Genomic DNA, 22042 nt, shown 5'->3' with positions numbered 1-22042 from the left:
CCGGTCTCGCCGTTTATACCCCAAACTGGCCCGGTGAGTTCCGATGACCGACACGCTTGGCGCCGGCGCGCCGCAAGACCCGGTAAATACTCCACCCGTGGCCAATCGTCCGGCGCCGGTCCCGCGCGACCCTGACCTTGACCGGATCGACCGCGAATATCGCCATATGATGCCCAGCCGGGGCCTGGCGGCCTCGGTGCTGTTCGAGGGCGCCCAGCTGACCGGGCGGACGCTCGACTATATCCAGATGGACGATCAGCGCCGGTTTGAAAGCCATCTGCGGATGACGACGACGGGCGGCGAACTGCTGGACCGGGAGACGGCGGATGAGCGGTACGGCATTCGCGGGCGGTTGAGTTTCGACGGCCCGGTCAGCGAGGCGGTGGCGGCGTGGCGCTATAGCGTGGCCAGCCGCGAGGCGTTTGCCGAGAATGTGACGGCCAATGACGATCTGGGTCCGCTGACCAGTCTGGGCATCACCCTGTCGGGGACGATCCTGGACCCGGCCGCCGCGCCCTTGTGGCTGGTGCCCGAGGTGGCGGCCGGGCGCGTGCTGCGCGCCGGGACGGTCGGGCAAAGGCTGGCAGGGCTGGGGCCGGTGGCGCGCGGCGCGGTCATCGGGGCGGGCGAGGGCCTGGCGGGCGGTGTGCTGTATGAGGCCGTCAATCTGGGCCTGAGCCATGCGGAGGGCACGGATTACGATTTCGGGGATGCGAGCGCCAGCCTGTTGCTGGGCACGGTGCTGGGCGGGGTGCTGGGCGCCGGGGCCGGGTGGTGGGAGGGCCGGACGCCGCGCGCGCCGGCCATGGTCGAGGCGCTGGAGCCCGAGGCGCGGCTGGGGGCATTCCATCAGGCGCTGGAGGCGGTGAGCGAGGATCGGCCCGTGGATCTGGCGTCGATGCTGGTCCGCCAGGGCGAGGTGATGGACACGGGCCGCCGCTCGCCCGCGCAGATGCAGGGCCTGGATGAGGTCGCGTTCGAGCCGTTCGGCGGGGCGCGCCTGTTGCAGGCCGATGTGGCGGTGACGACGACGGGGCGGGAAATCCCGGTGCGCTATGCCCTGTTTGAGGCGTCGGACCTGATCACCAGTCACGATGACGACATGTTCGCCAACCCGGCGTTCCCCGCCGCCCTGCAACCCCGGAACCGGGGCGAGCGGGCCGGGTCAAAGGCCTATAACGTCGGGCTGGAAAGCCGGATGAACCCGAAGCGGCTGGTGCGCGATGTGGGGGCCGAGACGGGCGCGCCGATCGTCAGCCCGGACGGGGTGGTCGAAAGTGGCAACGGGCGCACCATTGCCCTGCGCCGGGCGCTGAAAACCGACGGGCCGCTGGCGAAGGCGTACCGGGCGGAACTGGAGGCGCTGGGCCTGCCGCTGGAAGGCTATCAGCAGCCGGTGCTGGTGCGGATGCGGTCGGAGCCCCTGACGGGCGCGGATCGGGTGCGCCTGACCCGGGAAATGAACGAAGCCCCGACCGAGGCCCTGAGCGCGTCGGAGAGGGCCATGGCCGATGCCGAGGCGGTGGATGGGGCGGTGCTGGAGAAACTGGCGTCCAGCGACCTGAATGCGGCCGGAAACCGGACCTTTGTGCGGGCCTTCCTGGACAAGGTGGCGGGCACGGACCTGAACCGGCTGGTGACCAAGACGGGGGAACTGTCGGAAGCGGGGCTGCAGCGCGCGCGCGCGGCGCTGGTCGCCAAGGCCTATGAGGACCGCCAGCTGGTCGAGGCGCTGTTCGAGAGCGAGGACAGCCATGTCAGGGCCATCGGCAAGGCGCTGGTCGAGGCCGCGCCGGAATGGACCACGATGAAGGCGGCGATGGCGCGCGGGGACATTCCCGCCGAACTGGACCTGACCGAACCGCTGCGCGCGGCGGTGGCCTTTGTGCGCCAGGTGCGGGCCGCGCGCGGAAATGTGGGCGAGGCCATGGAACTGATCGTCGACCAGACCGACGCCTTTTCCGGGCGGGCCATGACGGTCGAGACGGAGGCCTTTGTTCGGGCCTTCTTTCGGACAGACAAGGAAACGCGTATGACGCTGTGGCGGTCGCCCCGGTCGGCGGCCAGCCTTGGCGAGGGACTGAGGTTCCTGGCGACGGAAGCGATGAAGGTCCAACCCGGGCCGAACCTGTTTGGAGAGGTGGCGGATCGTGGCACGGCAAGAGAACTCCTCGACGGGCTTGGGCGCTGGTTCGCCCGACAAGGCGACGACGGAAGCGCGCCCGACCTCTTCGGCCTCGGAGACGGCCCGGACGGCGCGCCGCGCCCTGCTGGCGGGAATGTTCGACCGGCTGGCGACCCGGCCGGACGGGAGCCCGGGGGACAAGGCGCTGGCGGACAAGCTGAGGGGCTAGCAACAGCGGTCCTGGAGAAACCCCGCATCCCGAAGGGCGAGCCGGCCCCGCCGCCGCCCGCCGATCCATTTGCCGACCCCGAACTGGCGGCCCTGCGCGACGATACCGAGGCGTGGGAGGCCACGCTGGGGATCGAGCCCCCGGCCTATGAGCCCGGACGTGACCCGCAATCGCTGGCCGATGCCGTGACGGCGGCCAGCCTGTGCCTGTTGAGCGGAGGCGAGGGATGACCAATCGCAAATGCCGTCGCGCCGTGCGGGGCGTGGTGGGGGACACCTGGACCGATACGGACATTGACGCCCTGCTGGACCGCATTCAGGCGCGGCGGGGAGAGCGCCGTGCGGCCGATCCGCTGGCGGGCGATGCCGAGGCCATGCAGGCGGCGGCCGATGAGGTGATCCGCGAGGATGTGACCGAGGCGCTGTTGCAGCGCCGGGTGGAGTTGTTCGCCAAACAGGCGCGGGAGGAGCGCGCCCGGCGTCTGGAGGCCCTGCCGGGGGATGAGGCCGACAAGCTGCGGGCCTATGATGTCGGCAGCGAAGCCCAGGGGCCGTTCACGGGCGCCAGCGTCGATGCCGAGGGCCGGGCGCGCACCGTGATGCTGTGGGGGATGATCGAGCGGGGCCTGTCGAAGCGGCCCGGCCTGCGCTCGCGGCTGGTGTCGGAGGTGACGGGCCGGTCGGACCCGGATTTCGAGCGCAATGTGGCCCGGGAAATGGCCCGGCTGAATGGGGCCAAGGCGGTCAAGGCGACCGGCGATGCCGATGCGGTCGAGGCCGCGCGCCTGTTCGTCGATGCGCTGGAGGCCGCGCGGCGCATGCAGAACCGCGAGGGCGCCTGGATCGGCAAGATCGAGGGCTATATCGGGCGGCAGACCCACGACCGGTTGAAGGTGGCCGGGGGGTTCTGGCGCGAGGTGCGGGCGCTGTCGGGGGCGGGGCTGGATTTCCGCGAGGCGGCCAACCGGGCCAGCCGCAAGGCGTTTCGGGACTGGCACGATCATATCCGGCCGCGGCTGGATGAGCGGACCTTTGCCGGGGTGAGGCCGGACCCGGAGGCGGCACAGGCGTTGAAGGCGGCCGGGATCCTGCGCGATGCGAAGGATGCCCGCGAACTGTTCCTGTATCAGGCCTGGGCCAACATCGTCGAAGGGCGGCACGATGCGGTGAAGGGCGCCAGCGATCTGGGCGAATGGCGCCCGCCGGGCGGCACGGCCACGGCGGTCAGCCGCTCGCGCGTGCTGCATTTCGCGGGGCCGGATGCCTGGATGGATTACACGGCCCGGTATGGGCAAGGGGGCCTGTACGGCACGATCATGGGCGATCTGGACCGGGCGGCGCGGAACAGCGCCCTGATGGCGCGCTGGGGGCCGAACCCCGAGGCGGCCCGGCAGGCCGAGATTGACCGGTTGATCACGAGCGCCCGGGCGCGCGGCGACCTGAAAGCCGTCGACAAGCTGAAAAGCCGGATGCGACAGGCCGAGTTTGACGAACTGACCGGGGCCCTGTCGGCGCCCGAGAATGTGCGTCTGGCCGTCGTCGGGCGGTCGATCCGCGCGCTCGAGGTGCTGTCCAAGCTGGGCGGCGTCGTGCTGTCGGCCATGTCCGACGGGTCGCTGGCGGCCCAGCGCATGAAGCGGGCGGGCGGCACCTATCTGGACGGCTATGCGGGCATGGCAAAGGGCGTGGCGCGGCTGGACCCGAAGATCAGGAAAGAGGTCGCCGACAGTCTGGACGTCGGCGCGCGGTCGGCGGCGGCGCACCTGACGGCGCGGTTCGCGGCCAGTGACGGGCCGCTGGGCTGGGCCGCGTGGATGCAGCGGGCCTTTTTCAAGGTGAACGGGTTTCAGGCGTGGATGGACGGCGGCCGTCAGGGCCTGGCGTCCATGCTGTCGAATGTGTGGGGGCGCCAGGCCGACCGGGCGTGGGGCGCGCTGGAGGCCGGGACGCGCGAGGACTTTACCCGGTTCGGCCTGAATGAGCAGGCCTGGGATGTGCTGCGCGCCGGGGCCGTCGATCCCGGCGACGGGCGGCGCTATCTGACCATGGATGCGGTCGAGACGGCGGATGAGGCCGGGTTGCTGGACTGGTACCAGTGGAACGGCAAGGGCGACCGGGCGCAGGCGGTGCGGGCGGCGCGCGAGGATCTGGGATTGCGGCTGCGGACGCTGATCGGGGCCACGCTGGACGACGCGCTGACCGAGCCGCGCGCGCGCGAGCGGGTGACGCTGACCGCCGGGATGCGACCCGGGACGGCCATGGGCGAGGCGGCGCGGTTCTTTACCCAGTTCCTGAGCTTCTCGCAGGCGGTGATAGGTCGGCACCTGGTGCCCGCCATGAAGGGCTACGCCGGTCAGCACCCCGTCAGCCTGTTGGCCCATATGATCGTGGCGTCAACGGCGCTGGGCTATGTGTCGCTGCAGATGAAGCAGCTGGTGAAGGGTCGGACGCCGCGCGGGTTCGAGGACGAGGACGGCAACAGCATGGCCGGGAGCCTGTTTATCGCCAGCCTGTTGCAGGGCGGGGGACTGGGCATCTACGGCGATTTCCTGTTCGGGGAGGCGAACCGCAACGGCCTGCCGGCCACGATCAGCAGTTTCGCGGGCCCGGCGGTGTCGGATGCCGAGCGCCTGTTCGCCATCGTCAACCGGGCGGTATGGGGCGATATGGACGAAAAGGCCGATGCGGGGGGTGACCTGGCCAAGTTCGCCGTGACCTCGGCGCCGGGGGCCAACCTGTTCTACACCCGCGCGGCGCTGGACTATCTGGTGCTGTACCGGATGCAGGAGGCGATGAGCCCCGGGTATCTGGAACGCTGGGAAAAGCGGGTGCGCGAGCGCGAGGCCAGCGAGTTTCTGGTGGACCCCAGCGAGGCTGTGACGGGGCAGTAAGGCGCCGCGCGGCGAGCGCCAGGGCCAGCGTGGAGGATTTATCCCCCGCGCCATGAGCGAAGCGATGATGCTTCATCATGCTGAACATCGAAACGCCCGAAACCGATCTGACCGCCAACGGCGCGACCGATGCGTTCGCCACCGGCTTTTCGTTCGTCAACGCCACCGAGGTCAGGGTGTCGGTCGAGATTGACGGCGTGGTGTCGGACAAGACGCTGGACACCCATTACACGATCGGGGCCGGGGACTGGCCCAACGACGGGGCCACGATCACCTTCACGGCGGGCAACACGCCCCCGAACGGCGCGCGGGTGATCATCCGCCGCGTGACCCCGGCCAGCCAGGGTGAGAACTTTGGCGATCTGGAGCGGTTTCAGCCGCAACAGGCCGAACGGGCCTATGACAAGCTGAGCCGGAAGGCGCAGGAGACCTCGGCCGAGGCGGACCGGGCGATCAAGGTGCCCGTGGGCGAGGCCGCCACTGTGCTGCCCCGGGCGCCGGTGCGGGCGGGCAAGGTGTTTGCCTATGACGACGACGGCAATCCCAACTTCGACAAGGGCGTCGATGAACTGGCGCAGGATGCCGCCGACCGTGTGACCGCGCCGGCGCTGGCCAATATCGCCGAGCGGGAGACCGAGGCGCTGGCCGCCGTGGGCGAGCGCGAGACGCAGGCGACCGATGCCGTGGACGCCCTCGCGACGACGGCGCTGGGGAATATCGGCAGCGCAGGCGATGCGGAACTGGCGGCCATCGGCAATGCGGGTGACAGCGAACTGTCGCAGATCGGGGACGCGGGCGACGACGAACTGGCCGATATCGCGGCGGCCGGGGCGGCCCAGGTCGCCGCCGTCGCCAGTCAGCCGGGCGCGGATCAGTATGCCAGCACCGCCGATGCCCTGTCGAAAGGCGTCTGGTCCGTCACCATCGCGGCGGCCGGATCGGGCGGCACGAACGGCACCTATGCCTGGACGACGACGGGCGGCACCGGCACGGGGGCCACGGGCTATCTGGTGATTGCCGGGGGCGTGGTGACACAGGTGGCCGTGACCCATCGCGGCAAGGGCTATACGACCGGCGAGGCGCTGGCGATCACGGGCACCCATGGCCTGACGGGGCACACCCTGACGCTGGTGACGGCCCAGAATGAGGCGCCCGGCAAGGTGTTTCAGGTCGTCACCGCCGACGCCATCGACAACTACAAGGTCGACCCGGGCGGCACTACGGCCACCCCGCAGGAGGGCCCGGCGACGAAGAGCGTGGTCGCGGCGCTGGATGATCGCACGGGAGAAATCGAGAGGCTCCCACAGTCGCGGCTGACCTGGGCGGCCGCCGATCGCACCGGCAGCGACCGGGTGTCGCTGGGCGTCACGGAAGATGGCGAAATCGTCGGCGGCGGGCTCGAAAAGCTGCGGAACGATTTTCAGCGAGATATGGTCCGCCGGACGCCCGGGCCGAACGCGCACCCCCTGCGGGCCGTGAACGGCTGTCTGCTGTGGGGGCAGTCGCTGGCGACGGGATATGGCGCCAAGCCGGTTCTGAGCACCGCCCAGCCCTACGACAACATCTGGATGCTGAACGGCGGCGTGACCCAGCCGGCCGGATCGGGGCTGACCGCGCTGGTGCCGATGATATCCCAGGCGAACGGGACGGGAGACTATCAGGGCGAAACGCCCCTGCCGGGCATGGCCATGGCCATGAACGCGCTGATGGGCGGTCGCTATCCGGCGTTCGGCTTTGCCTGGGGGCTGGGCGGAACGCGACTGGTGAACCTGATGAAGGGGTCGCCGACCTATACGGGCTGGCTGGCGGCGCTGGTGGCGGGAAATGCGCGGTTCGAGGCGCTGGACATGTCGTTGGCCATTCAGGCGATCTTCGGCCTGCACGGGGCCGAGGACGAGGCGATCAATACCGCCAAGGAGACCTACAAGACGAACTGGCGCCAGCATGACGCCGATCAGGTGGCGGACATCATGGCCACCACGGGGCAGGACTGGCGGCCCAAACACTATATCAGCCCGACGCTGGCCCACACCTATTACAACCACGCGACGCCGGTGATCAGCCAGGCGCAGTGGGAGCTTTACCTTGAGGACAAGGTAAACCGCATCATCATCGGGCCGCGATACCAGTACGAGACAAACGCATTTTCGCCGGTTCCTCCGGGGACCACCCCTGATCGCATTCACATCATCAATCATGCGCAGCGGGCCATGGGCGAGAAGCTGGCGCAGATCCGCTATCTGGTCGAGGTGTGGGGCGAGGCGTGGATGCCGACCCACGTGCTGGAGGTCGAGCAGGACACGGACCGTTCGGTCGTCGTGACCTGGCATGTGCCGCACGGTCCGCTTGTGCTGGACGATGTGCGGGTCACGGACCCGGGCGCCTATGGCATGGAGCTGTCGGATGCGGACGGCGCCAAGACCATCGCGTCCGTCACCCTGCTGGGCCACAACAAGACCCGGGTGGCCGCCACCACGGCGCTGGGGGCGTCGAAGAAGTTCGCCTATGCCCACACCGGAACGCCCGGCGACGGCAACGGCCCGACGCGGGGCGCGCGCGGCTGTCTGCGCGACAGTGACCCGTGGCCGTCCATCTATCTGGATGCGCTGGGCCGCCCCTACGAACACTTCAACTGGGCGGTGCCCTGTCAGGTGGATATCCCATGACCACGCTTGTTCGCGCTCCGGACGTCGACTTTCCGACCGGCTATCCGACCCTCGACGATTTCCCGCCCGTCTCGATGGACGGCGTGCAGGCCTGGTACGAGTTTGACGAAGGGTCCGGCACGACGATCATCGACAAGTCTGGCAACGGCAACCACGCGACGATCACCGGCACGCCGATCTGGACGCCCGAGGGGCTGCAGCTGGACGGCGCCACCAACAGGGTCAGCACCTCGGTCACCGGCACGGAAGAGTTCGACTGGATTTTCCTGCTCAAGCCGCTGTCGGGCGGGTCGGCGTTTCAGGTGATCGCCGGGGACTATCACAGCTTCGCCAACCTCGGCGGGGCCTTTGCCTATTATCTGCGCGACGCGGAAACCTTCCGCCAGGTCTATTCCCAGACGGACGGCAGCACCGTGGGCTCCACGACTGTGACCCTGCCCGATGACGCGGCGCCGCTGGATGCCTGGAAAATCGTGTCGTTCCAGCGCCGCGACACCGGCCCCGATGTGGTCGGCAAGGTCGAGCTGGGCGGCGGTGGCGCCTACGTGACCGGAAAGGCGGCCGGGAAAGCGCCCAAGACCGGGGGCAATGAAATCATCCTGGGCGATAACTTTCAGGCCAACGCCGGTTCCAGGTTCAAGGGCATCCTGGGGGGCGCCGTCCTCTGCAATCGCCCGCAATATCCCGATGAATACTCGGCGCGCGCCCGCTATGTGCGCCAGCTGGCGGCCCGTCGCGGGATCAGCTTCGCATGAGCGCCCGCCGCCCCCCCGCTCGCCCCGCCGCCCCGCCCCCCGGCTGCACCGAAAACGACTGTGGCCGGATGCAGGCCCAGGCGCTGACCCGCATCGCGGACCATGCCGACCGGCTGTTCGGGCACCCCGATGACCCGGAGCCCAGCCCGGGGATGAAGGCCTTGACCGATCTGGGAGAGATAGCGGGCAAGTGGCTGAACTTCTGCCACTTCATGCGGAAGTGGTTTCCCAAGGTCGGATGGTGGCTGATCCCGCTGGTGCTGACGGTGATCTTCAACGGCGGCAGCGAACTGTCGGACGCCTTGGTCCGCGCCCTGACCGCCTATCTGCAAATGCAAACCGGAGGATGACCATGGCCAAGCCCGTCGCCCGCCCCAGCGCTCCGCCGCGCGCCACCCGTGCCGATGTGGTGGCCATGGTGTCAAAGGCATACCCCGACGCCCAGCTGCCGGAGGTCTATGTCGTAGGCGTCCGCGGCTATTACCGCGACGGCCTGGGCAAGGTCGGAGAGAACGACCGGGGCATCTATGACGATGCGATCTTTGTGCTGGCGCCCGGGATCTTCGCCGCCTTCAACGCCAACACGGACCCCAGCCGGGTGCGCAAGGGCAAGGGCACCGGCGCGGGCAAGGGCATGGCGCGGCTGAAGGCCGGGGTGTGGCCGTCGTATGAGCTGGGCACGCATCGGGCCGGAACGCGCAGCGCGCATCAGGCGCTCGTCCAGCGGGCCGGGCCGGTGACGGTGACCCGCGACGGGACGGACGGCGACTACGACCACACCGGACATTTCGGCATCAACATCCACAAGGGCGGGGTGACCACGACGGGCAGCGAGGGGTGCCAGACCATCCCGCCCGACCAGTGGGAGGCCTTCATGGCGCTGATCCGACGCGCCCTGAGCGCCGCCCGCCAGACCCGCGTGACCTATGTGCTGATCGAGGAGCAGGGGTGATGGATGCGTTCTCCGACTTCGAGCGCGATGTGTGCGCCTATAATCCCTTTGAGGGCGACTTCGGCGATCCGGGCGACCGTGACCTGTCCGACAAGATGGTGACGGCGGCCAAGCCCCACTGTGAATGCCACAACTGCGGCGGCCCGATCGAGAAGGGTGAGCGTCACCGGCACAAGGTTTCGATCCTGGACGGCGAGTTGTTCGCATGGCGCTGGTGCTGGGCCTGCTGCGTGGCCATGGCGAAGGTCTGGCTTGCAGACGACGCCGACGACAAAGAACCGCCGTGGAAGGAAATCGAGACCCGCCATGGCCTTCGATACCAGCGGGAGGCCGCATGACCCGCCGCCTCCTGTCCGGCCTCCGCGCCGGGGCCCGCCTGCTGTCGATCGAGCAATGGCTGTGGGTGCTGTTCTTCGCCCTCATCGCCCTGGTCCTGTTCGCCACCTATCGCGCCGGTCGCAGCGATGAGGCCGAGGCCGAGGCCGGGCGCGATCGCGTCGTGACCACGCGCGCGGCCGAGGGGCGAGAGACCGCCGCCGGCGAGCGGGCGATCGACACCCGCGCCGTTCAATCCCGCCTTGACGAAAGGAACCACGATGCAGCCCAGACGCCTGATAGCGCCCCTGATGACCGCGATCTTCGCCGTCGCTGTCGCCAGCTGCGCGAAGCCGGGACCGTTGGTGTTCCCGCCTGCCGAAGATTTGAGGGTGCCGGAGAAGCCGAAGCCCGGCCTTGAAGTCCTGTTCAGCCGCGAGGCGGGCGAGCGCCACGACAACGCCGTCGAGGCATGGGGCGAGGCGTTGGCCGCACAGGTCGGCCGCCAGTGCCGGTTCTGGCGCGAGCAGGGGATGCCCCTGCCGTTCGACTGCCCCCCGCCGGAGGAGGAACGGGAGACCCCTTCACAAGATGCCCGCCCGGGGCTTTCCGGGCATAACGGAGAGAGACGATGAAGCTGTTGAGATTTGGCGTGATCGCCGCCGTGGGTCTGCTGGCCTGTGCCTGTGTGTATTCGATTGCCGGTCCGGTCGCGGCCGCGACGGGCATTCCGCCCGAGGCCATGGCCGTCGCCAGCCTGGCCGCTGCCGGCGCGGTGTCGACCGCTCCGCATTCCGAGGCCCTGGCCGCGACCGAGGCTCTGGGTGCGAAGGGCGCTGTCGCCCCGCGTGTCAGCCTGGACGACATCAACGCGGCCATCACGGACGAGAACTATTTCACGGTGGGCTCGGCCGTGGAGGCGCTGGGCCAGCCCAGCAATCCGTCGCTGGACCTGTTGACCGTGTGCGTCCTGACGATGAGAAACGGGTTCGTCGTGATCGGCAAGAGTGCGCCGGCGTCGCCCGAGAACTTCGACCCCGACAAAGGCCAGACGTTCGCCCGTGAAGATGCCATCCGGCAGCTGTGGCCGTTGATGGGGTTCTCGCTTCGAGACCGGCTCAGTCAGAACTGAGCGTCCGTGCAGTAGGGGCGGATCAGCAAGCCGCCCCGAATAGCGGACAGCGCCCCGGCCGGGAAACCAGCCGGGGCGTTCGCATGTTTGGCGGCGTGAACAGCCCGGGAACGCGAGGTCGCAAAGTCGCACGTGCGACTTTCGCAAGGTCGCAAACGGGCCGGATGTTCGCCTTATGTCCGGCGCCCGTGGGGGCGAATGTTGTGGAGTTTCAATGCGGTGCGATGGTGGGTGATGTAGGGCTCGAACCTACGACCCGCTGATTAAGAGTCAGCTGCTCTACCAACTGAGCTAATCACCCGTATCGTCCAGCCGGGCGGGGCCCGGTTGCGCGAAGGGGCCGGACATACTGTCTCGCCTTCCGGAACGCAAGGCCGTTTTCGTCGCAGGGCGGCGGGGATAGGGTGGGCGCTCGGAATAGGGGGCGGCGCATGGCACGACGGGATCTGAGCGGGGCGGTCGACTTTGCCGTGCTGGAGGCCATGACCGGGGGGGACGATGCCGTTTCCGAAGAGGTGCTGGCCCTGTTCGTGCAGCAGGCCGGGCTGTGGTCGCCGCTGCTGGACGTCCGGCACGAGGGCTGGCGGGATGCCGCCCATACGGTGCGGGGCGCGGCCGCGGGGATCGGCGCCGGGGCCCTGGCGGACGCCTGCGCGGTGGCCGAGGCCGCAGACAAGGCCGACGCACCGCCCCTGCTGGACCGGGTTCACAATGCGCTGGACGCGGCCCTCGCCGATGTGGCGGCCTGGCGGCACGAGCTGATGCTGCGGGGCCTGAGAGGCTAGTCCCGTACCCGGTCCCAGGTGGCGAACTCATGGGCGATGCAGCGGTCGATCAGGAGGCGCCAGACCGGCTCGGCGATGTCGGGGGACAGGCCGGCTTCGCGCGCGGCGGAGAGCACCTTGGCGACCACATCGTCGATACGGGCCTGATCGTGGACGACGTCACGGCTGGGCTTGATGCGTGCGGCGGCCTCCATATAGCCCTGACGCTCGGCGAGCAGGGCGACAAGGGCGCGGTCCAGCGCGTCCACGCCCTGGCGGACCTCGGCCATGGAGGTGCAGGCCTCCGGCGCGGTGCGGGGATCCACGGGGATGCTATCCGACAAAGGCGCGCTCCAGCACATAGTCGCCCGGCTCGGCGTTCGAGCCTTCCTTCAGGCCCCAGGTCTCCAGCAGTTCGCCGGCTTCCTTGATCATCGCCATCGACCCGCACAGCATGACCCGGTCGGTGTTGGGCGAAAAGCCGATCGGCAGTTGCAGGTCGGCGAAGATGTCGCCCGAGCGGATGCGGTCGGTGATGCGCCCCGGCGTCTCGAACCGCTCGCGCGTCACGGTGGGATAGTAGGTCAGCTGGGCCCGGGCCTCGTCGCCGACCAGCGGGTCGTCGTGAATCTCGCGAGTGAAGAAGTCGCGGTAGGCCAGATCGGCGACCTGGCGCACGGTGTGGCACACGATCACCTGCCCGAAGCGGCTGTAGGTCTCGGGGTCGCGGGCGACCGACAGCCAGGGGGCCAGACCCGTGCCCGTACCGATCAGCCACAGCCGTTCGCCGCCGGTCAGGGCATCCAGCACCAGGGTGCCGGTCGGCTTCTTGCCCATCAGCACGGTGTCGCCCGGCTGGATCTTCTGCAGGCGCGAGGTCAGAGGCCCGTCGGGGACCTTGATCGAGAAGAACTCGAGCGCCTCGGCCCAGTGGGGGCTGGCGATGGAATAGGCCCGCAGGACCGACTTTGCGCCATCCTCTCCCGGCAGGCCGATCATGACGAATTCGCCCGAGCGGAAGCGGAAATCCTCGGGGCGTTCGAGGGTGAAGCTGAACAGCTGGTCGGTCCAGTGGTGCACCGACAGCACCCTCAGCGCATGGTGGGGCGACGGCCGGGCAGGGGCGGCATCGGCCGGCGTGGACGGAAGGGTCTGGGTCATCGCGCCCTATCTAGAGCGTGACGCCCGTCAGCGAAACCCGGGTGAGGCGTTCCGTCCGCCGTATCGATTTGAGGGGTGACGATCCGGCAAAGCCGCTCTAGCGTGCCGGCCATGCGCACCTCGATCGTTCGACACTCCGCCTCCGCCCTCGTTCTTCTTTCCGCGGCCGCCCTGGCCGGTCAGGCCCTGGCCCAGGAGGCCGACCCCGGCGCCATCCTGACCCCCGAGCGGGTGTTTTCCAGCCCCTCGCTGAACGGACCGGTGGCGCGGGGCGTCAGCCTGTCGCCCGACGGCGAACTGGTCGCCTTTCTGCGCTCGCGCGAGGACGACGTGAACGTCCAGGACCTGTGGGCCGTGCCGGTCGAGGGGGGCGAGCCGTTCAAGCTGATCGATGCCCGGGCCCTGGTGCCGGACGCGGGTGAACTGTCCGAAGCGGAAAAGGCGCGGCGCGAGCGCATGCGGATCAGCGCCCGCGGCGTCGTCGAATACGCCTGGGACCAGCAGGGCCGCTATATCCTGGCGCCGCTGGAGGGCGACATCTTCCTGGCCGAGCGTGACGGGGGCGCGGTGCGTCGCCTGACCGAGACCGAGGCCGACGAGATCGACGCCAAGGTCAGCCCGGACGGCAACTATGTCAGCTGGGTGCGGGATCAGGATCTGGTCGTCTATGACCTCGCCGCCGGCCGCGAGATGGCGATAACCACGGACGGCGACGGGCTGATTACCTGGGCCACGGCCGAGTTCATTGCCCAGGAGGAGATGGACCGAGACACCGGCTACTGGTGGAGCCCCGATGAACGCTACATCGCCCTGCAGCGCACCGATGAATCGACCGTCGACATCGTTCCGCGTCTCGACATCTCCGGCGGCGGGGCGACCGTGGTCGAGCAACGCTATCCGCGCGCGGGCCGCCCCAACGCCCTGGTCGACCTGTATGTGCACGACCGCACCACGGGCCGCCGGGTGAAGGTCGATATGGGGGATAACCCCGACGTCTATCTGGCGCGGGTCGCCTGGTCGGTGGACGGCCAGACGCTGTATGTCCAGCGCGAGTCGCGGGACCAGCAGACCCTGGACCTGATGGCCGTCGACCCGGCGACCGGCCAGTCCCGCGTGATCCTGACCCAGACCAGCGAGGCCTGGGTGGGGCTGACTCACAATTTCCGGCCCCTGCCGGACGGCCGGTTCATCTGGTCGTCGGAAGAGAGCGGCTGGCGGCACCTGTATCTGTATGGCCGCGACGGCACCCTGATCCGCCCGATCACCACGGGCAACTATGCGGTCAAGGGTCTGGACGGGGTGAACCCGGAAACGGGCGACGTCTTCTTCACCGCCTCCATGCGGGACGGCGAGGAATATCCCATCGAGCAGCAGCTGTTCCGGGCCAGCCTGAACGACACCGTGACTCCGGTCGAGGTCACCCCGCGGGGCGGCTGGTGGTCGGCGTCGGTCAATGCCAAGGGGACGGCCTATGTCGGCAACTATACCGACCTCGAGACGCCGCCCCAGTCGGCCCTCTACCGGATCGACGGCACGCGGGTGCGCTGGATCGAGGAGAACCGGCTGGACGAGGACCATCCCTTCTGGCCCTACGTCTCGCGTCGCCAGACCCCGACCTTCGGCACGCTGGAAAGCCATGGCGAGACCCTCGTCTGGCAGATGACCACTCCGCCCGGATTTGATCCGTCGAAGACCTATCCTGTGGTCATGCAGGTGTATGGCGGCCCGTCGGGCGGGGGCGTGCGCAACGCCTGGCAATCGTCGACCAATCAACTATTGACTGAGGCCGGCTATATCGTCTTCCGGCTGGACAACCGGGGTGAGGGCGAGCGCTCGGCGCGGTTCAAACAGGCCCTGTATCTGAAGATGGGTCAACCTGAGATCGAAGATCAGGTTCTGGCCGCCAACTATCTGAGATCACTGTCCTATGTGGACGATGATCGGATTGCCATCATGGGCTGGTCCTATGGCGGCTTCATGAGTCTGATGGCGCTGACCGAGCCCGAAATGGGGCTGGCGGCCGCGATCTCCGGCGCGCCGCCGACCGAGTGGGGCCTGTACGACACCCACTATACCGAACGCTATATGTCGACGCCGGAGCTGAACCCCGAAGGCTATGCCGCCTCGGACGTCATTCCGCGTCTGGAGAACATGACCGGGCGGCTGCTGCTGATGCACGGCATGGCCGACGACAACGTCATCTTTGAAAACACCACCCGCGTACTGGACGCGCTGCAGAGCCGGAGCCTTCCGTTCGAGACCATGCTCTATCCGGGTCAGCGCCACGGCATCCGGGGCAATGAGCGGGGGCTACACCAATGGCGAACCTATCTGGACTTCCTGGATCGCACGATCGGATCGCGTTCGCCGGCTTCGCAGGACTGATCGGCGCCAGCCTGCTGGCCCTGACGCTGGGCGGCTGCATCAGCGTCGAGGTCCGGCGGACGGACGACCAACCGGATGCGGTACGTGCCACTACGAGCCGCATCACGCGCGCGCCTACACCCGATCAGCTCCCCTCGCGGGATGTGTGGTCGAGTGCGGGCGTCCATGGGAGCAAAGAGAATGTTGATCTGTCCGCCTGCGATGGCCTGTCAGACCAACTGTCGCGCCTCTGCGTTGACGACCGACTGACCACCAACGCCGTCATCACCTGGTCGCCGTCGGTGTCCGAACTGGACTGGTCACCCGGCGACGGCATCCGGGGCATGCCGATCCTGATCAAGGACAATATCGAGACCCTCGACATGCCGACCACGGCGGGGTCGATGGCCTTGATCGACAATGCGCCGGGGCGGGACGCGCCGCTGGTCGCACGCCTGCGGGCCGAGGGGGCGGTGATCCTCGGCAAGACCAATCTGTCGGAGTGGGCCAATATCCGCTCCTCGGACTCCATCAGCGGCTGGAGTGCGGTCGGCGGCCTGTCCCGCAATCCCTATGCGCTGGACCGGAATACCTGTGGCTCGTCCGCAGGGTCTGGGGCGGCGGTCGCGGCCGGACTGGCGCCGGCGGCCATCGGCACCGAGACGGACGGCTCGATCACCTGTCCGGCCGCGATCAACGGCATCGTCGGCTTCAAGCCCACCGTGGGCCTCGTGTCGCGCACCCATATTGTGCCGATCAGCCACAGCCAGGACACGGCGGGCCCGATGACCCGCACTGTCCGCGATGCCGCCTTGGTGCTGAGCGTTATCGCCGGCAGCGACCCGGCCGATCCTGCGACGGCCGAGGCCGACCGTCAGCGCGTGGATTTTGCCGCAGGCCTCGACGCGGGGTCGCTGCGGGGCCAGCGCATCGGCGTGATGCGGTTCCTGACCGGCTATTCGACCGGCTCGGATCTGGTGTTCGAGGAAAACCTCAAGGCGCTGGAAGCGGCCGGGGCCACTCTGGTCGATATCACCGAAGGGCCGAACCGGGGCGCCATCGGCGGGGCCGAGTTCGCCGTGCTGCTGACCGAGCTGAAGGTGGACCTGAACCTCTATCTGGCTTCGACCGACCCGGCCCAGGTCCCGACCCGGACGCTGGCCGAGGTGATCGCCTTCAACGAGGCCACGCCGCGCGAGCTGGCCCTGTTCGGCCAGGACATCTTCATATCGGCCGAAGCGACAAAGGGGCTGGACGATCCGGACTATATCGCCGCCCGCGAGCGCTCGTTCCGTCTGGCCGGTCCCGAGGGCATCGACAGGATGATGGCCGACCATGATGTGGTGGTGCTGATCGCCCCGACCACCGGCCCGGCCTGGACGACCGATGTCGTCAATGGCGATCACTATCTGGGCTCGGCCAGCCAGCTGGCAGCCGTGGCCGGCTATCCGCATCTGACGGTGCCCATGGGCTATGTTGACGGCCTCCCGGTGGGGATGAGCTTCATCGGCGGCAAATGGCAGGACCAGCAGGTGCTGTCGTACGGCTACGCCTTCGAACAGGCGACCCAGGCCCGGCGTGACCCTGTGTTCGCCCCGTCCGTCGATCGGATGGAGGCGGTGTCACCGCTGCTCCGGCCGCTGCAGTAGGGGCTCAGCGCTGGAAGGCCGACCAGTTCAGGCGCAGCGTACGCAGCCCGAACCGTATCAGCCATGGGCTGAACAGGAGAATACCGACTGCCAGCGATGCATCGGTCGAAATGGCTGAGAAGTCGCCGCCGAGCAGATCACGCCAGTTCCGGGTGAGGGCCAGGATGAACACGGCCGGAAACGCGCAGCCCAGCAGGGTGACCATCGTCCCGTTCAGGAGGCCGGCGAGAGCCTCTTCCTTGTCCTTGGGCGGTTCCATGCAGGCACCTTACGGCCTCGGTTCCGCCCGGCAAGAGGCTCAGTCGATGGGCTGGTGCGTGAAGCCGCTGACGCCGGTCAGGGGGCGGATGTCGCGTTCGATCTCGACCTCGCTCTCGGCATAGACGACCAGCAGTTCGGCCAAGGACATCAGGGCGTCCAGATGGATGCGCTCATAGCCGTGGCTGGCATCGATGCCAAAGGTGACGAGCGCTGTACGGATATCGGCGCCGGACTCGAGGGCCGAGGCCGAGTCCGAGCGGTAGTAGCGGAACACGTCCTTCTGGAAGGGGATGTCATGCTCGCGCGCCAGCCGGGCCAGCTTGCGCGACAGGTGCCAGTCGAACGGGCCGGTCTGGTCCGCCATGGCCAGGGTCACGCCGAACTCGGACGAATTCTGGCCGGGCGCGGTGGTGCCGTTGTCGATGGTGATCATGGCGGCGACGTCGGGCACCAGAACGGACGAGGCGCCCACGCCGACCTCCTCGGCGATGGTGATCAGGGCATAGGTGTCGACCTCCGGGGTGCGGCCCTCGCGGACCATGCACTCCAGCGCGGCCAGCAGGGTGGCGACCCCCGCCTTGTCGTCCAGATGGCGCGAGACGATGTAGCCGTTGTCGAGGAATTCCGGTTGGGGGTCGATGGCGATGATATCGCCAACCTCTACGCCCAGCGCCTCGGTCGCGGCGCGGTCCGGCACCCGTTCGTCGATGCGCAGCTCGACCTGGGTCCAGGCGACGGGCTGGGTGTCGACCTCCTCGTTGAAGGTGTGGCCGGAGGCCTTGAGCGGCAGGATCGTGCCGCGGAACCGCTTGCCCTCGGCAAAGATGGTGGCGCGGGCCCCCTCGGCGAAGCGCGACGACCAGTGGCCGATCGGCACGACCTCAAGCCGGCCGTTGTCCTTGATGCGCTTGACCTGGGCGCCGAGGGTATCGACGTGGGCGACCAGCGCGCGGGCGGGCTTGGCGTCCCTGCCCGGCAGTTTCGCCCGGATGGCGCCCCGCCGGGTCAGATCGAAGCTGAGGCCCAGCCGCTCCAGTTCGCGACAGACCTCCCAGACGGCCTCGTCCGTATAGCCTGTGGGGCTGGGGATGTTCAGCAGGCGCGACAGGCGTTCGGTGAGATAGTCGGCGTCGATGGCGGGCTTGGGCATGGGTCTCCCTGACTTTAGCCTTGGAGGGCGGTCCGGCTGGCGGCGGCACCCGACAGCGGAAACAGAAGGTCGATGAAACGCTCGGCCGTGGGCTGCGGTTCGTGATTGGCCAGACCCGGGCGCTCATTGGCCTCGATGAAGCGGTAGTCCGGGCCGCGGTGGTCGGGCACCATCAGGTCCATGCCGGTCACCGAGATGTCGATGGCGCGGGCCGCCATCACAGCGGCGTTGATCAGGGCGGGGTGCACCTCGCCCGTGACGTCGTGGATGGTCCCGCCCAGATGCAGGTTGGCGGCCTTGCGGACCCGGACCTCCTCGCCCTCCGGCGCGATGTCGTCGAGCGTATAGCCGGCCTCGGCGAGGGTGCGCCGGGTCTCGGCGTCGAGTGGGATGCGGGATTCTCCGCCGGTCGCGGCCTCACGCCGGCGGCTCTGGTGCGCGATCAGGTCCCGCAGGGTTGAGCGGCCGTCGCCCACGACGCGCGGGGGACGGCGGATCGCAGCGGCCACGACCTTGAAATCGATCACCACCAGACGCAGGTCCTCGCCCGCGGCCTGTTCCTCGACCAGAACCTCGGGACAAAGAATGCGGGCCTCCTCGATGGCCGCCTCGACATCCTCGAGGGTCGTCAGGCCGACGGCCACGCCCTTGCCCTGTTCGCCCCGGGCGGGCTTGACCACCAGGGCCGGATGCCGCTCCAGGCCGACCTTGAGCGCCTCCCGGTCGTCGGGGTCGTAGCGCTGAGGCACGGCCAGCCCGGCCTGTTCGACGATGCGGCGGGTCATGCGCTTGTCGTCGCAGATGCTGAGGGCCACGGCCGAGGTCAGCTCCGACAGGCTCTCGCGACAGCGGATGGTGCGGCCGCCCCAGGTCATGCGGACCAGTCCGCCCTCGGCGTCGATGATGTCGGTCGCGATACCCCGCCGGCGGGCCTCGTCGACGATGATCCTTGCATAGGGATTGAGATCGGCTGCCGGGTCCGGACCCTTGAACAGGGGTTCGTTGATCGGGTTCTTGCGCTTGACGCCAAAGAAGGAAACCCGGCGGAAGCCCAGCTTCTCGTAGAGGGCGATGGCCTGTTCGTTGTCGTGGATGACCGACAGATCCATATAGGCCAGCCCCCGGGTGCGGTAGTGCTCGGCCAGCCGCCGGACGAGGGCCTGTCCCACGCCCGGCTGGGTCGCCTGCGGATCGACCGCCAGACACCAGAGCGACGAGCCTTCCTCGGGATCGGAAAAGGCCTTCACATGGTCGACGCCCGTGACCGTGCCGATGACGGCGCCGGTCGTTTCGTCCTCCGCCACGAAATAGGTCAGGGCCCGGTCATCCTTTCGGGTGGTGAAGAAGTCAGGCCGGATCTGCACCATGCGCCGGGCGCCATAGATGCGGTTGACCGCCTCGATGTCGGCATCCGAGGCCAGCCGTCGCACGGCGAACCCGCGCGGCTGGCGCCGACCGGGCTGGTAGGTGGCCAGATCCAGCCGGAAAGTGTGCGAGGGATCGAGGAACACTTCCTGCGGGGCCGAGGCCAGCAGGACGTGCGGATTGCGGACATAGAAGGCGATGTCGCGACGGTCCGGTCCCTCGGCCCTGAGGGCCTCGATCAGCGGTCCGGCCTCGGCAAAGGTCTGGGCGAACAACAGCCGCCCCCAGCCCATATCGAGCACGGCGTCAGGCGTCATCTCGCGTTCGGCGCCGCCCACCATGGGCTTCAGCCCCTCGTGGCGCATGCGCTTCAAACGGTGCGGCGCGGCGCGTGGCTTCTGGCGGGGTGCCTCAGACGCCATGGGATTGCAGCCACATCTCGAGGACGGCCACCTGCCAGAGTTCGGATCCGCGCAGGGGAGTGATGTGGTCGCGCGGCGCGTTGAACAGCGTCTCGAGATAGGGCCGCTGGAACACGCCCCGCTCGCGGGCGGCCTGGCTGTTCAGGGCGTCGCGGACCATCTCGAGATAGGGGCCGTCGATGTATTTGAGGGCCGGGACCGGGAAGTATCCCTTCTTGCGGTCGATGACCTCGGACGGAATGACCTGACGGGCGGCTTCCTTCAGCACACCCTTGCCGCCCTGGGACAGCTTGTGTTCCGGGGGGATGCGTCCGGCCAGTTCGACCAGTTCGTGGTCGAGGAAGGGCACGCGCGCCTCCAGCCCCCAGGCCATGGTCATATTGTCCACGCGCTTGACCGGGTCGTCGACCAGCATGACCTGGCTGTCGAGGCGGAGGGCCTTGTCGACCGGGGTCTCCGCGCCGGGAATGCCGAAATGGGCGCGCACGAGATCGAGACTGGCGTCGCGATCCGGCAGCAGGTCCGGGTTGACCTGGGTCCGCAGGGTCGCATCGCTGCGGTCGAAGAAGGCGCCCGCATAGGTCGACACCGGATCGGTCGTGTCCAGCATGGGCGGGTACCAGTGATAGCCGCCGAACACCTCGTCCGCGCCCTGGCCGGACTGGACCACCTTGATGTGCTTCGCGACCTCCTGACTGAGCAGGTAGAAGCCGACGTTGTCATAGCTTACCATCGGCTCCGACATGGCGCCGATGGTGCCGGGCAGGGCGGCCATGAGCCGGTCGTGGGGCACGAAGATCTGGTGGTGATCGGTGCCGTAATGGTTCGCGATCAGGTCGGAATAGACGAACTCGTCGCCCTTCTCCTGATTGGCTTCCTCGAAGCCGACCGAGAAGGTCTGCAGACCCGTCTGACCCAGCTCGGCCAAGAGGCCGACGACGAGGCTGGAGTCGACGCCGCCGGACAGCAGCACGCCCACCGGCACATCGGCGACCATGCGGCGTTTCACGGCGACACGGAGCGCCTCCAGCACCTGGTCGCGCCAGTCGTTGGCCGAGAGGCTCGCGTCCTCCGCGCGGCGGACATTCTGCGGCGCCCAGTACAGGCGGTCGCGGGACGTGCCGTCGGCCTCGAAGATGCGCAGGGTGGCCGGGGGAAGCTTGCGCACGCCCTTTAGGATGGTGTGGGGCGGCGGCACCACGGCGTGGAAGGTCATATAGTGGTGCAGGCCGACCGGATCGATCGAACGGTCCACGTCGCCGCCCGCCAGCAGCGACGGCAGGCTGGAGGCAAAGCGGAGGCGCTTGCCCTTCTCCGACAGGTACAGCGGCTTGATGCCGAACCGGTCTCGGCCCATCACCACACGGCCGCTGTCGCGTTCATGGATGACGAAGGCGAACATGCCGTGGAAGCGGTCCACGCAGGCCTCGCCCCAGGCATGCCAGGCCTTGAGGATCACCTCGCTGTCGCCGTCCGAGAAGAAGCGATAGCCCATGCCCTGCAGCTCGGCGCGCAGTTCGGGGTAGTTGTAGATGCAGCCGTTGAAGACCATCATCAGCCCGAGGTCGGCATCGACCATGGGCTGCTGGGCCTTGTCACTGAGGTCGATGATCTTGAGACGCCTGTGGCCGAAGGCGACGGGCCCTCTGGCCACCACCCCGCTGCCATCGGGGCCCCGGGGCGAAAGCGCGCCGGTCATCCGCTCTACTGCGGAAAGATCCGCTGTCTGTCCGTCAAAATTGATCTCGCCACTCAGTCCACACATGGGCTGGTCCGGAACCTCGCGTCTCAGTTGGAAACAGGGGGCGCGATGTCGCCCGCACCCAAGCTTAACCGCTGCGG

Annotated in this window: 18 protein-coding genes and 1 tRNA gene; 12 read left to right on the top strand and 7 right to left on the bottom strand. The window is 68.5% G+C overall.

Annotation, left to right across the window (positions count from 1 at the left end; translation table 11 throughout):
* Positions 1–43 precede the first annotated feature (43 nt).
* The 9 genes from J7346_RS12405 (at position 44) to J7346_RS12365 (ending at position 11064) form a co-directional block, all read left to right on the top strand.
* A complete protein-coding gene (locus J7346_RS12405; RefSeq protein ID WP_209120288.1) occupies positions 44–2584 on the top strand; it encodes a hypothetical protein in 2541 nt (846 codons plus the stop codon).
* A complete protein-coding gene (locus J7346_RS12400; RefSeq protein ID WP_209120287.1) occupies positions 2581–5244 on the top strand; it encodes a hypothetical protein in 2664 nt (887 codons plus the stop codon). Before J7346_RS12405 ends, J7346_RS12400 begins: the two co-directional genes overlap by 4 nt.
* Before the next feature lie 77 nt (positions 5245–5321).
* Entirely contained in the window at positions 5322–7910 is a 2589-nt protein-coding gene (locus J7346_RS12395) for a hypothetical protein (RefSeq protein ID WP_209120286.1), read from the top strand.
* Positions 7907–8665 (top strand): hypothetical protein, encoded by a 759-nt coding sequence (locus J7346_RS12390; RefSeq protein ID WP_209120285.1) that lies wholly within the window; start codon positions 7907–7909, stop codon positions 8663–8665. The genes J7346_RS12395 and J7346_RS12390 overlap by 4 nt, the downstream gene beginning before the upstream one ends.
* Positions 8662–9015: a hypothetical protein gene (locus J7346_RS12385; protein ID WP_209120284.1), complete on the top strand. Its 354-nt coding sequence runs from the start codon at positions 8662–8664 to the stop codon at positions 9013–9015. The genes J7346_RS12390 and J7346_RS12385 overlap by 4 nt, the downstream gene beginning before the upstream one ends.
* A gap of 2 nt (positions 9016–9017) precedes the next feature.
* The gene (locus J7346_RS12380; protein WP_209120283.1) at positions 9018–9617 is read left to right on the top strand and encodes a hypothetical protein; all 600 of its coding nucleotides are present in this window, start codon (positions 9018–9020) and stop codon (positions 9615–9617) included.
* Positions 9617–9955 carry a hypothetical protein gene (locus J7346_RS12375; RefSeq protein ID WP_209120282.1) on the top strand — a complete coding sequence of 113 codons (339 nt, stop codon included), beginning with the start codon at positions 9617–9619 and terminating at the stop codon, positions 9953–9955. Before J7346_RS12380 ends, J7346_RS12375 begins: the two co-directional genes overlap by 1 nt.
* On the top strand, positions 9952–10353 hold the full coding sequence (locus J7346_RS12370; RefSeq protein ID WP_209120281.1) for a hypothetical protein: 402 nt from the start codon (positions 9952–9954) through the stop codon (positions 10351–10353). The genes J7346_RS12375 and J7346_RS12370 overlap by 4 nt, the downstream gene beginning before the upstream one ends.
* A gap of 210 nt (positions 10354–10563) precedes the next feature.
* The gene (locus J7346_RS12365) at positions 10564–11064 is read left to right on the top strand and encodes a Gp49 family protein (protein WP_209120280.1); all 501 of its coding nucleotides are present in this window, start codon (positions 10564–10566) and stop codon (positions 11062–11064) included.
* A gap of 225 nt (positions 11065–11289) precedes the next feature.
* Here the strand turns inward: J7346_RS12365 and J7346_RS12360 are convergent.
* Positions 11290–11365 (bottom strand) — tRNA-Lys (locus tag J7346_RS12360).
* 130 nt (positions 11366–11495) lie between these two features.
* On the opposite strand from J7346_RS12360, the gene J7346_RS12355 reads away from it, so the two are divergent.
* Positions 11496–11849, top strand: coding sequence for an Hpt domain-containing protein (locus J7346_RS12355; protein WP_209120279.1), 354 nt, complete (start codon positions 11496–11498; stop codon positions 11847–11849).
* Here the strand turns inward: J7346_RS12355 and J7346_RS12350 are convergent.
* The gene (locus J7346_RS12350) at positions 11846–12118 is read right to left on the bottom strand and encodes a chorismate mutase (protein ID WP_280636519.1); all 273 of its coding nucleotides are present in this window, start codon (positions 12116–12118) and stop codon (positions 11846–11848) included. The genes J7346_RS12355 and J7346_RS12350 overlap by 4 nt on opposite strands.
* A gap of 43 nt (positions 12119–12161) precedes the next feature.
* Positions 12162–12989 carry a ferredoxin--NADP reductase gene (locus J7346_RS12345; RefSeq protein ID WP_209120277.1) on the bottom strand — a complete coding sequence of 276 codons (828 nt, stop codon included), beginning with the start codon at positions 12987–12989 and terminating at the stop codon, positions 12162–12164.
* 111 nt (positions 12990–13100) lie between these two features.
* Here J7346_RS12345 and J7346_RS12340 point away from each other — a divergent pair, with 111 nt between their 5' ends.
* Entirely contained in the window at positions 13101–15374 is a 2274-nt protein-coding gene (locus J7346_RS12340; protein ID WP_209120276.1) for a S9 family peptidase, read from the top strand.
* Positions 15308–17002, top strand: a complete 1695-nt coding sequence (locus tag J7346_RS12335; protein WP_245157846.1) for an amidase — start codon at positions 15308–15310, stop codon at positions 17000–17002. The genes J7346_RS12340 and J7346_RS12335 overlap by 67 nt, the downstream gene beginning before the upstream one ends.
* Before the next feature lie 4 nt (positions 17003–17006).
* On the opposite strand, the gene J7346_RS12330 is transcribed toward J7346_RS12335, so the two are convergent.
* From J7346_RS12330 to J7346_RS12315, 4 genes are read right to left on the bottom strand one after another with little or no spacing between them, the layout of a single operon-like run.
* Positions 17007–17261, bottom strand: coding sequence for a hypothetical protein (locus J7346_RS12330; RefSeq protein ID WP_209120275.1), 255 nt, complete (start codon positions 17259–17261; stop codon positions 17007–17009).
* A gap of 39 nt (positions 17262–17300) precedes the next feature.
* Positions 17301–18413, bottom strand: a complete 1113-nt coding sequence (locus tag J7346_RS12325) for an osmoprotectant NAGGN system M42 family peptidase (protein WP_209120274.1) — start codon at positions 18411–18413, stop codon at positions 17301–17303.
* 14 nt (positions 18414–18427) lie between these two features.
* Positions 18428–20200 carry an N-acetylglutaminylglutamine synthetase gene (ngg, locus tag J7346_RS12320; protein WP_209120273.1) on the bottom strand — a complete coding sequence of 591 codons (1773 nt, stop codon included), beginning with the start codon at positions 20198–20200 and terminating at the stop codon, positions 18428–18430.
* Positions 20190–21965, bottom strand: a complete 1776-nt coding sequence (locus tag J7346_RS12315) for an N-acetylglutaminylglutamine amidotransferase (RefSeq protein ID WP_209120272.1) — start codon at positions 21963–21965, stop codon at positions 20190–20192. The genes ngg and J7346_RS12315 overlap by 11 nt, the downstream gene beginning before the upstream one ends.
* Positions 21966–22042: the final 77 nt, after the last annotated feature.

Origin of the sequence: Brevundimonas sp. A19_0 (genome assembly GCF_017744255.1) — a bacterium.
Taxonomy (GTDB): domain Bacteria; phylum Pseudomonadota; class Alphaproteobacteria; order Caulobacterales; family Caulobacteraceae; genus Brevundimonas.
The sequence above is the reverse complement of the archived record's forward strand: the minus strand, read 5'-3'. Positions and strand labels throughout refer to the sequence as shown.

Coding starts and splice junctions, on each gene's coding strand:
- J7346_RS12405 (WP_209120288.1), top strand. CDS start 44: ATGACCGACACGCTTGGCGCCGGCGCGCCGCAAGACCCGGTAAATACT.
- J7346_RS12400 (WP_209120287.1), top strand. CDS start 2,581: ATGACCAATCGCAAATGCCGTCGCGCCGTGCGGGGCGTGGTGGGGGAC.
- J7346_RS12395 (WP_209120286.1), top strand. CDS start 5,322: ATGCTGAACATCGAAACGCCCGAAACCGATCTGACCGCCAACGGCGCG.
- J7346_RS12390 (WP_209120285.1), top strand. CDS start 7,907: ATGACCACGCTTGTTCGCGCTCCGGACGTCGACTTTCCGACCGGCTAT.
- J7346_RS12385 (WP_209120284.1), top strand. CDS start 8,662: ATGAGCGCCCGCCGCCCCCCCGCTCGCCCCGCCGCCCCGCCCCCCGGC.
- J7346_RS12380 (WP_209120283.1), top strand. CDS start 9,018: ATGGCCAAGCCCGTCGCCCGCCCCAGCGCTCCGCCGCGCGCCACCCGT.
- J7346_RS12375 (WP_209120282.1), top strand. CDS start 9,617: ATGGATGCGTTCTCCGACTTCGAGCGCGATGTGTGCGCCTATAATCCC.
- J7346_RS12370 (WP_209120281.1), top strand. CDS start 9,952: ATGACCCGCCGCCTCCTGTCCGGCCTCCGCGCCGGGGCCCGCCTGCTG.
- J7346_RS12365 (WP_209120280.1), top strand. CDS start 10,564: ATGAAGCTGTTGAGATTTGGCGTGATCGCCGCCGTGGGTCTGCTGGCC.
- J7346_RS12355 (WP_209120279.1), top strand. CDS start 11,496: ATGGCACGACGGGATCTGAGCGGGGCGGTCGACTTTGCCGTGCTGGAG.
- J7346_RS12350 (WP_280636519.1), bottom strand. CDS start 12,118: ATGGCCGAGGTCCGCCAGGGCGTGGACGCGCTGGACCGCGCCCTTGTC.
- J7346_RS12345 (WP_209120277.1), bottom strand. CDS start 12,989: ATGACCCAGACCCTTCCGTCCACGCCGGCCGATGCCGCCCCTGCCCGG.
- J7346_RS12340 (WP_209120276.1), top strand. CDS start 13,101: ATGCGCACCTCGATCGTTCGACACTCCGCCTCCGCCCTCGTTCTTCTT.
- J7346_RS12335 (WP_245157846.1), top strand. CDS start 15,308: ATGGCGAACCTATCTGGACTTCCTGGATCGCACGATCGGATCGCGTTC.
- J7346_RS12330 (WP_209120275.1), bottom strand. CDS start 17,261: ATGGAACCGCCCAAGGACAAGGAAGAGGCTCTCGCCGGCCTCCTGAAC.
- J7346_RS12325 (WP_209120274.1), bottom strand. CDS start 18,413: ATGCCCAAGCCCGCCATCGACGCCGACTATCTCACCGAACGCCTGTCG.
- ngg (WP_209120273.1), bottom strand. CDS start 20,200: ATGGCGTCTGAGGCACCCCGCCAGAAGCCACGCGCCGCGCCGCACCGT.
- J7346_RS12315 (WP_209120272.1), bottom strand. CDS start 21,965: ATGTGTGGACTGAGTGGCGAGATCAATTTTGACGGACAGACAGCGGAT.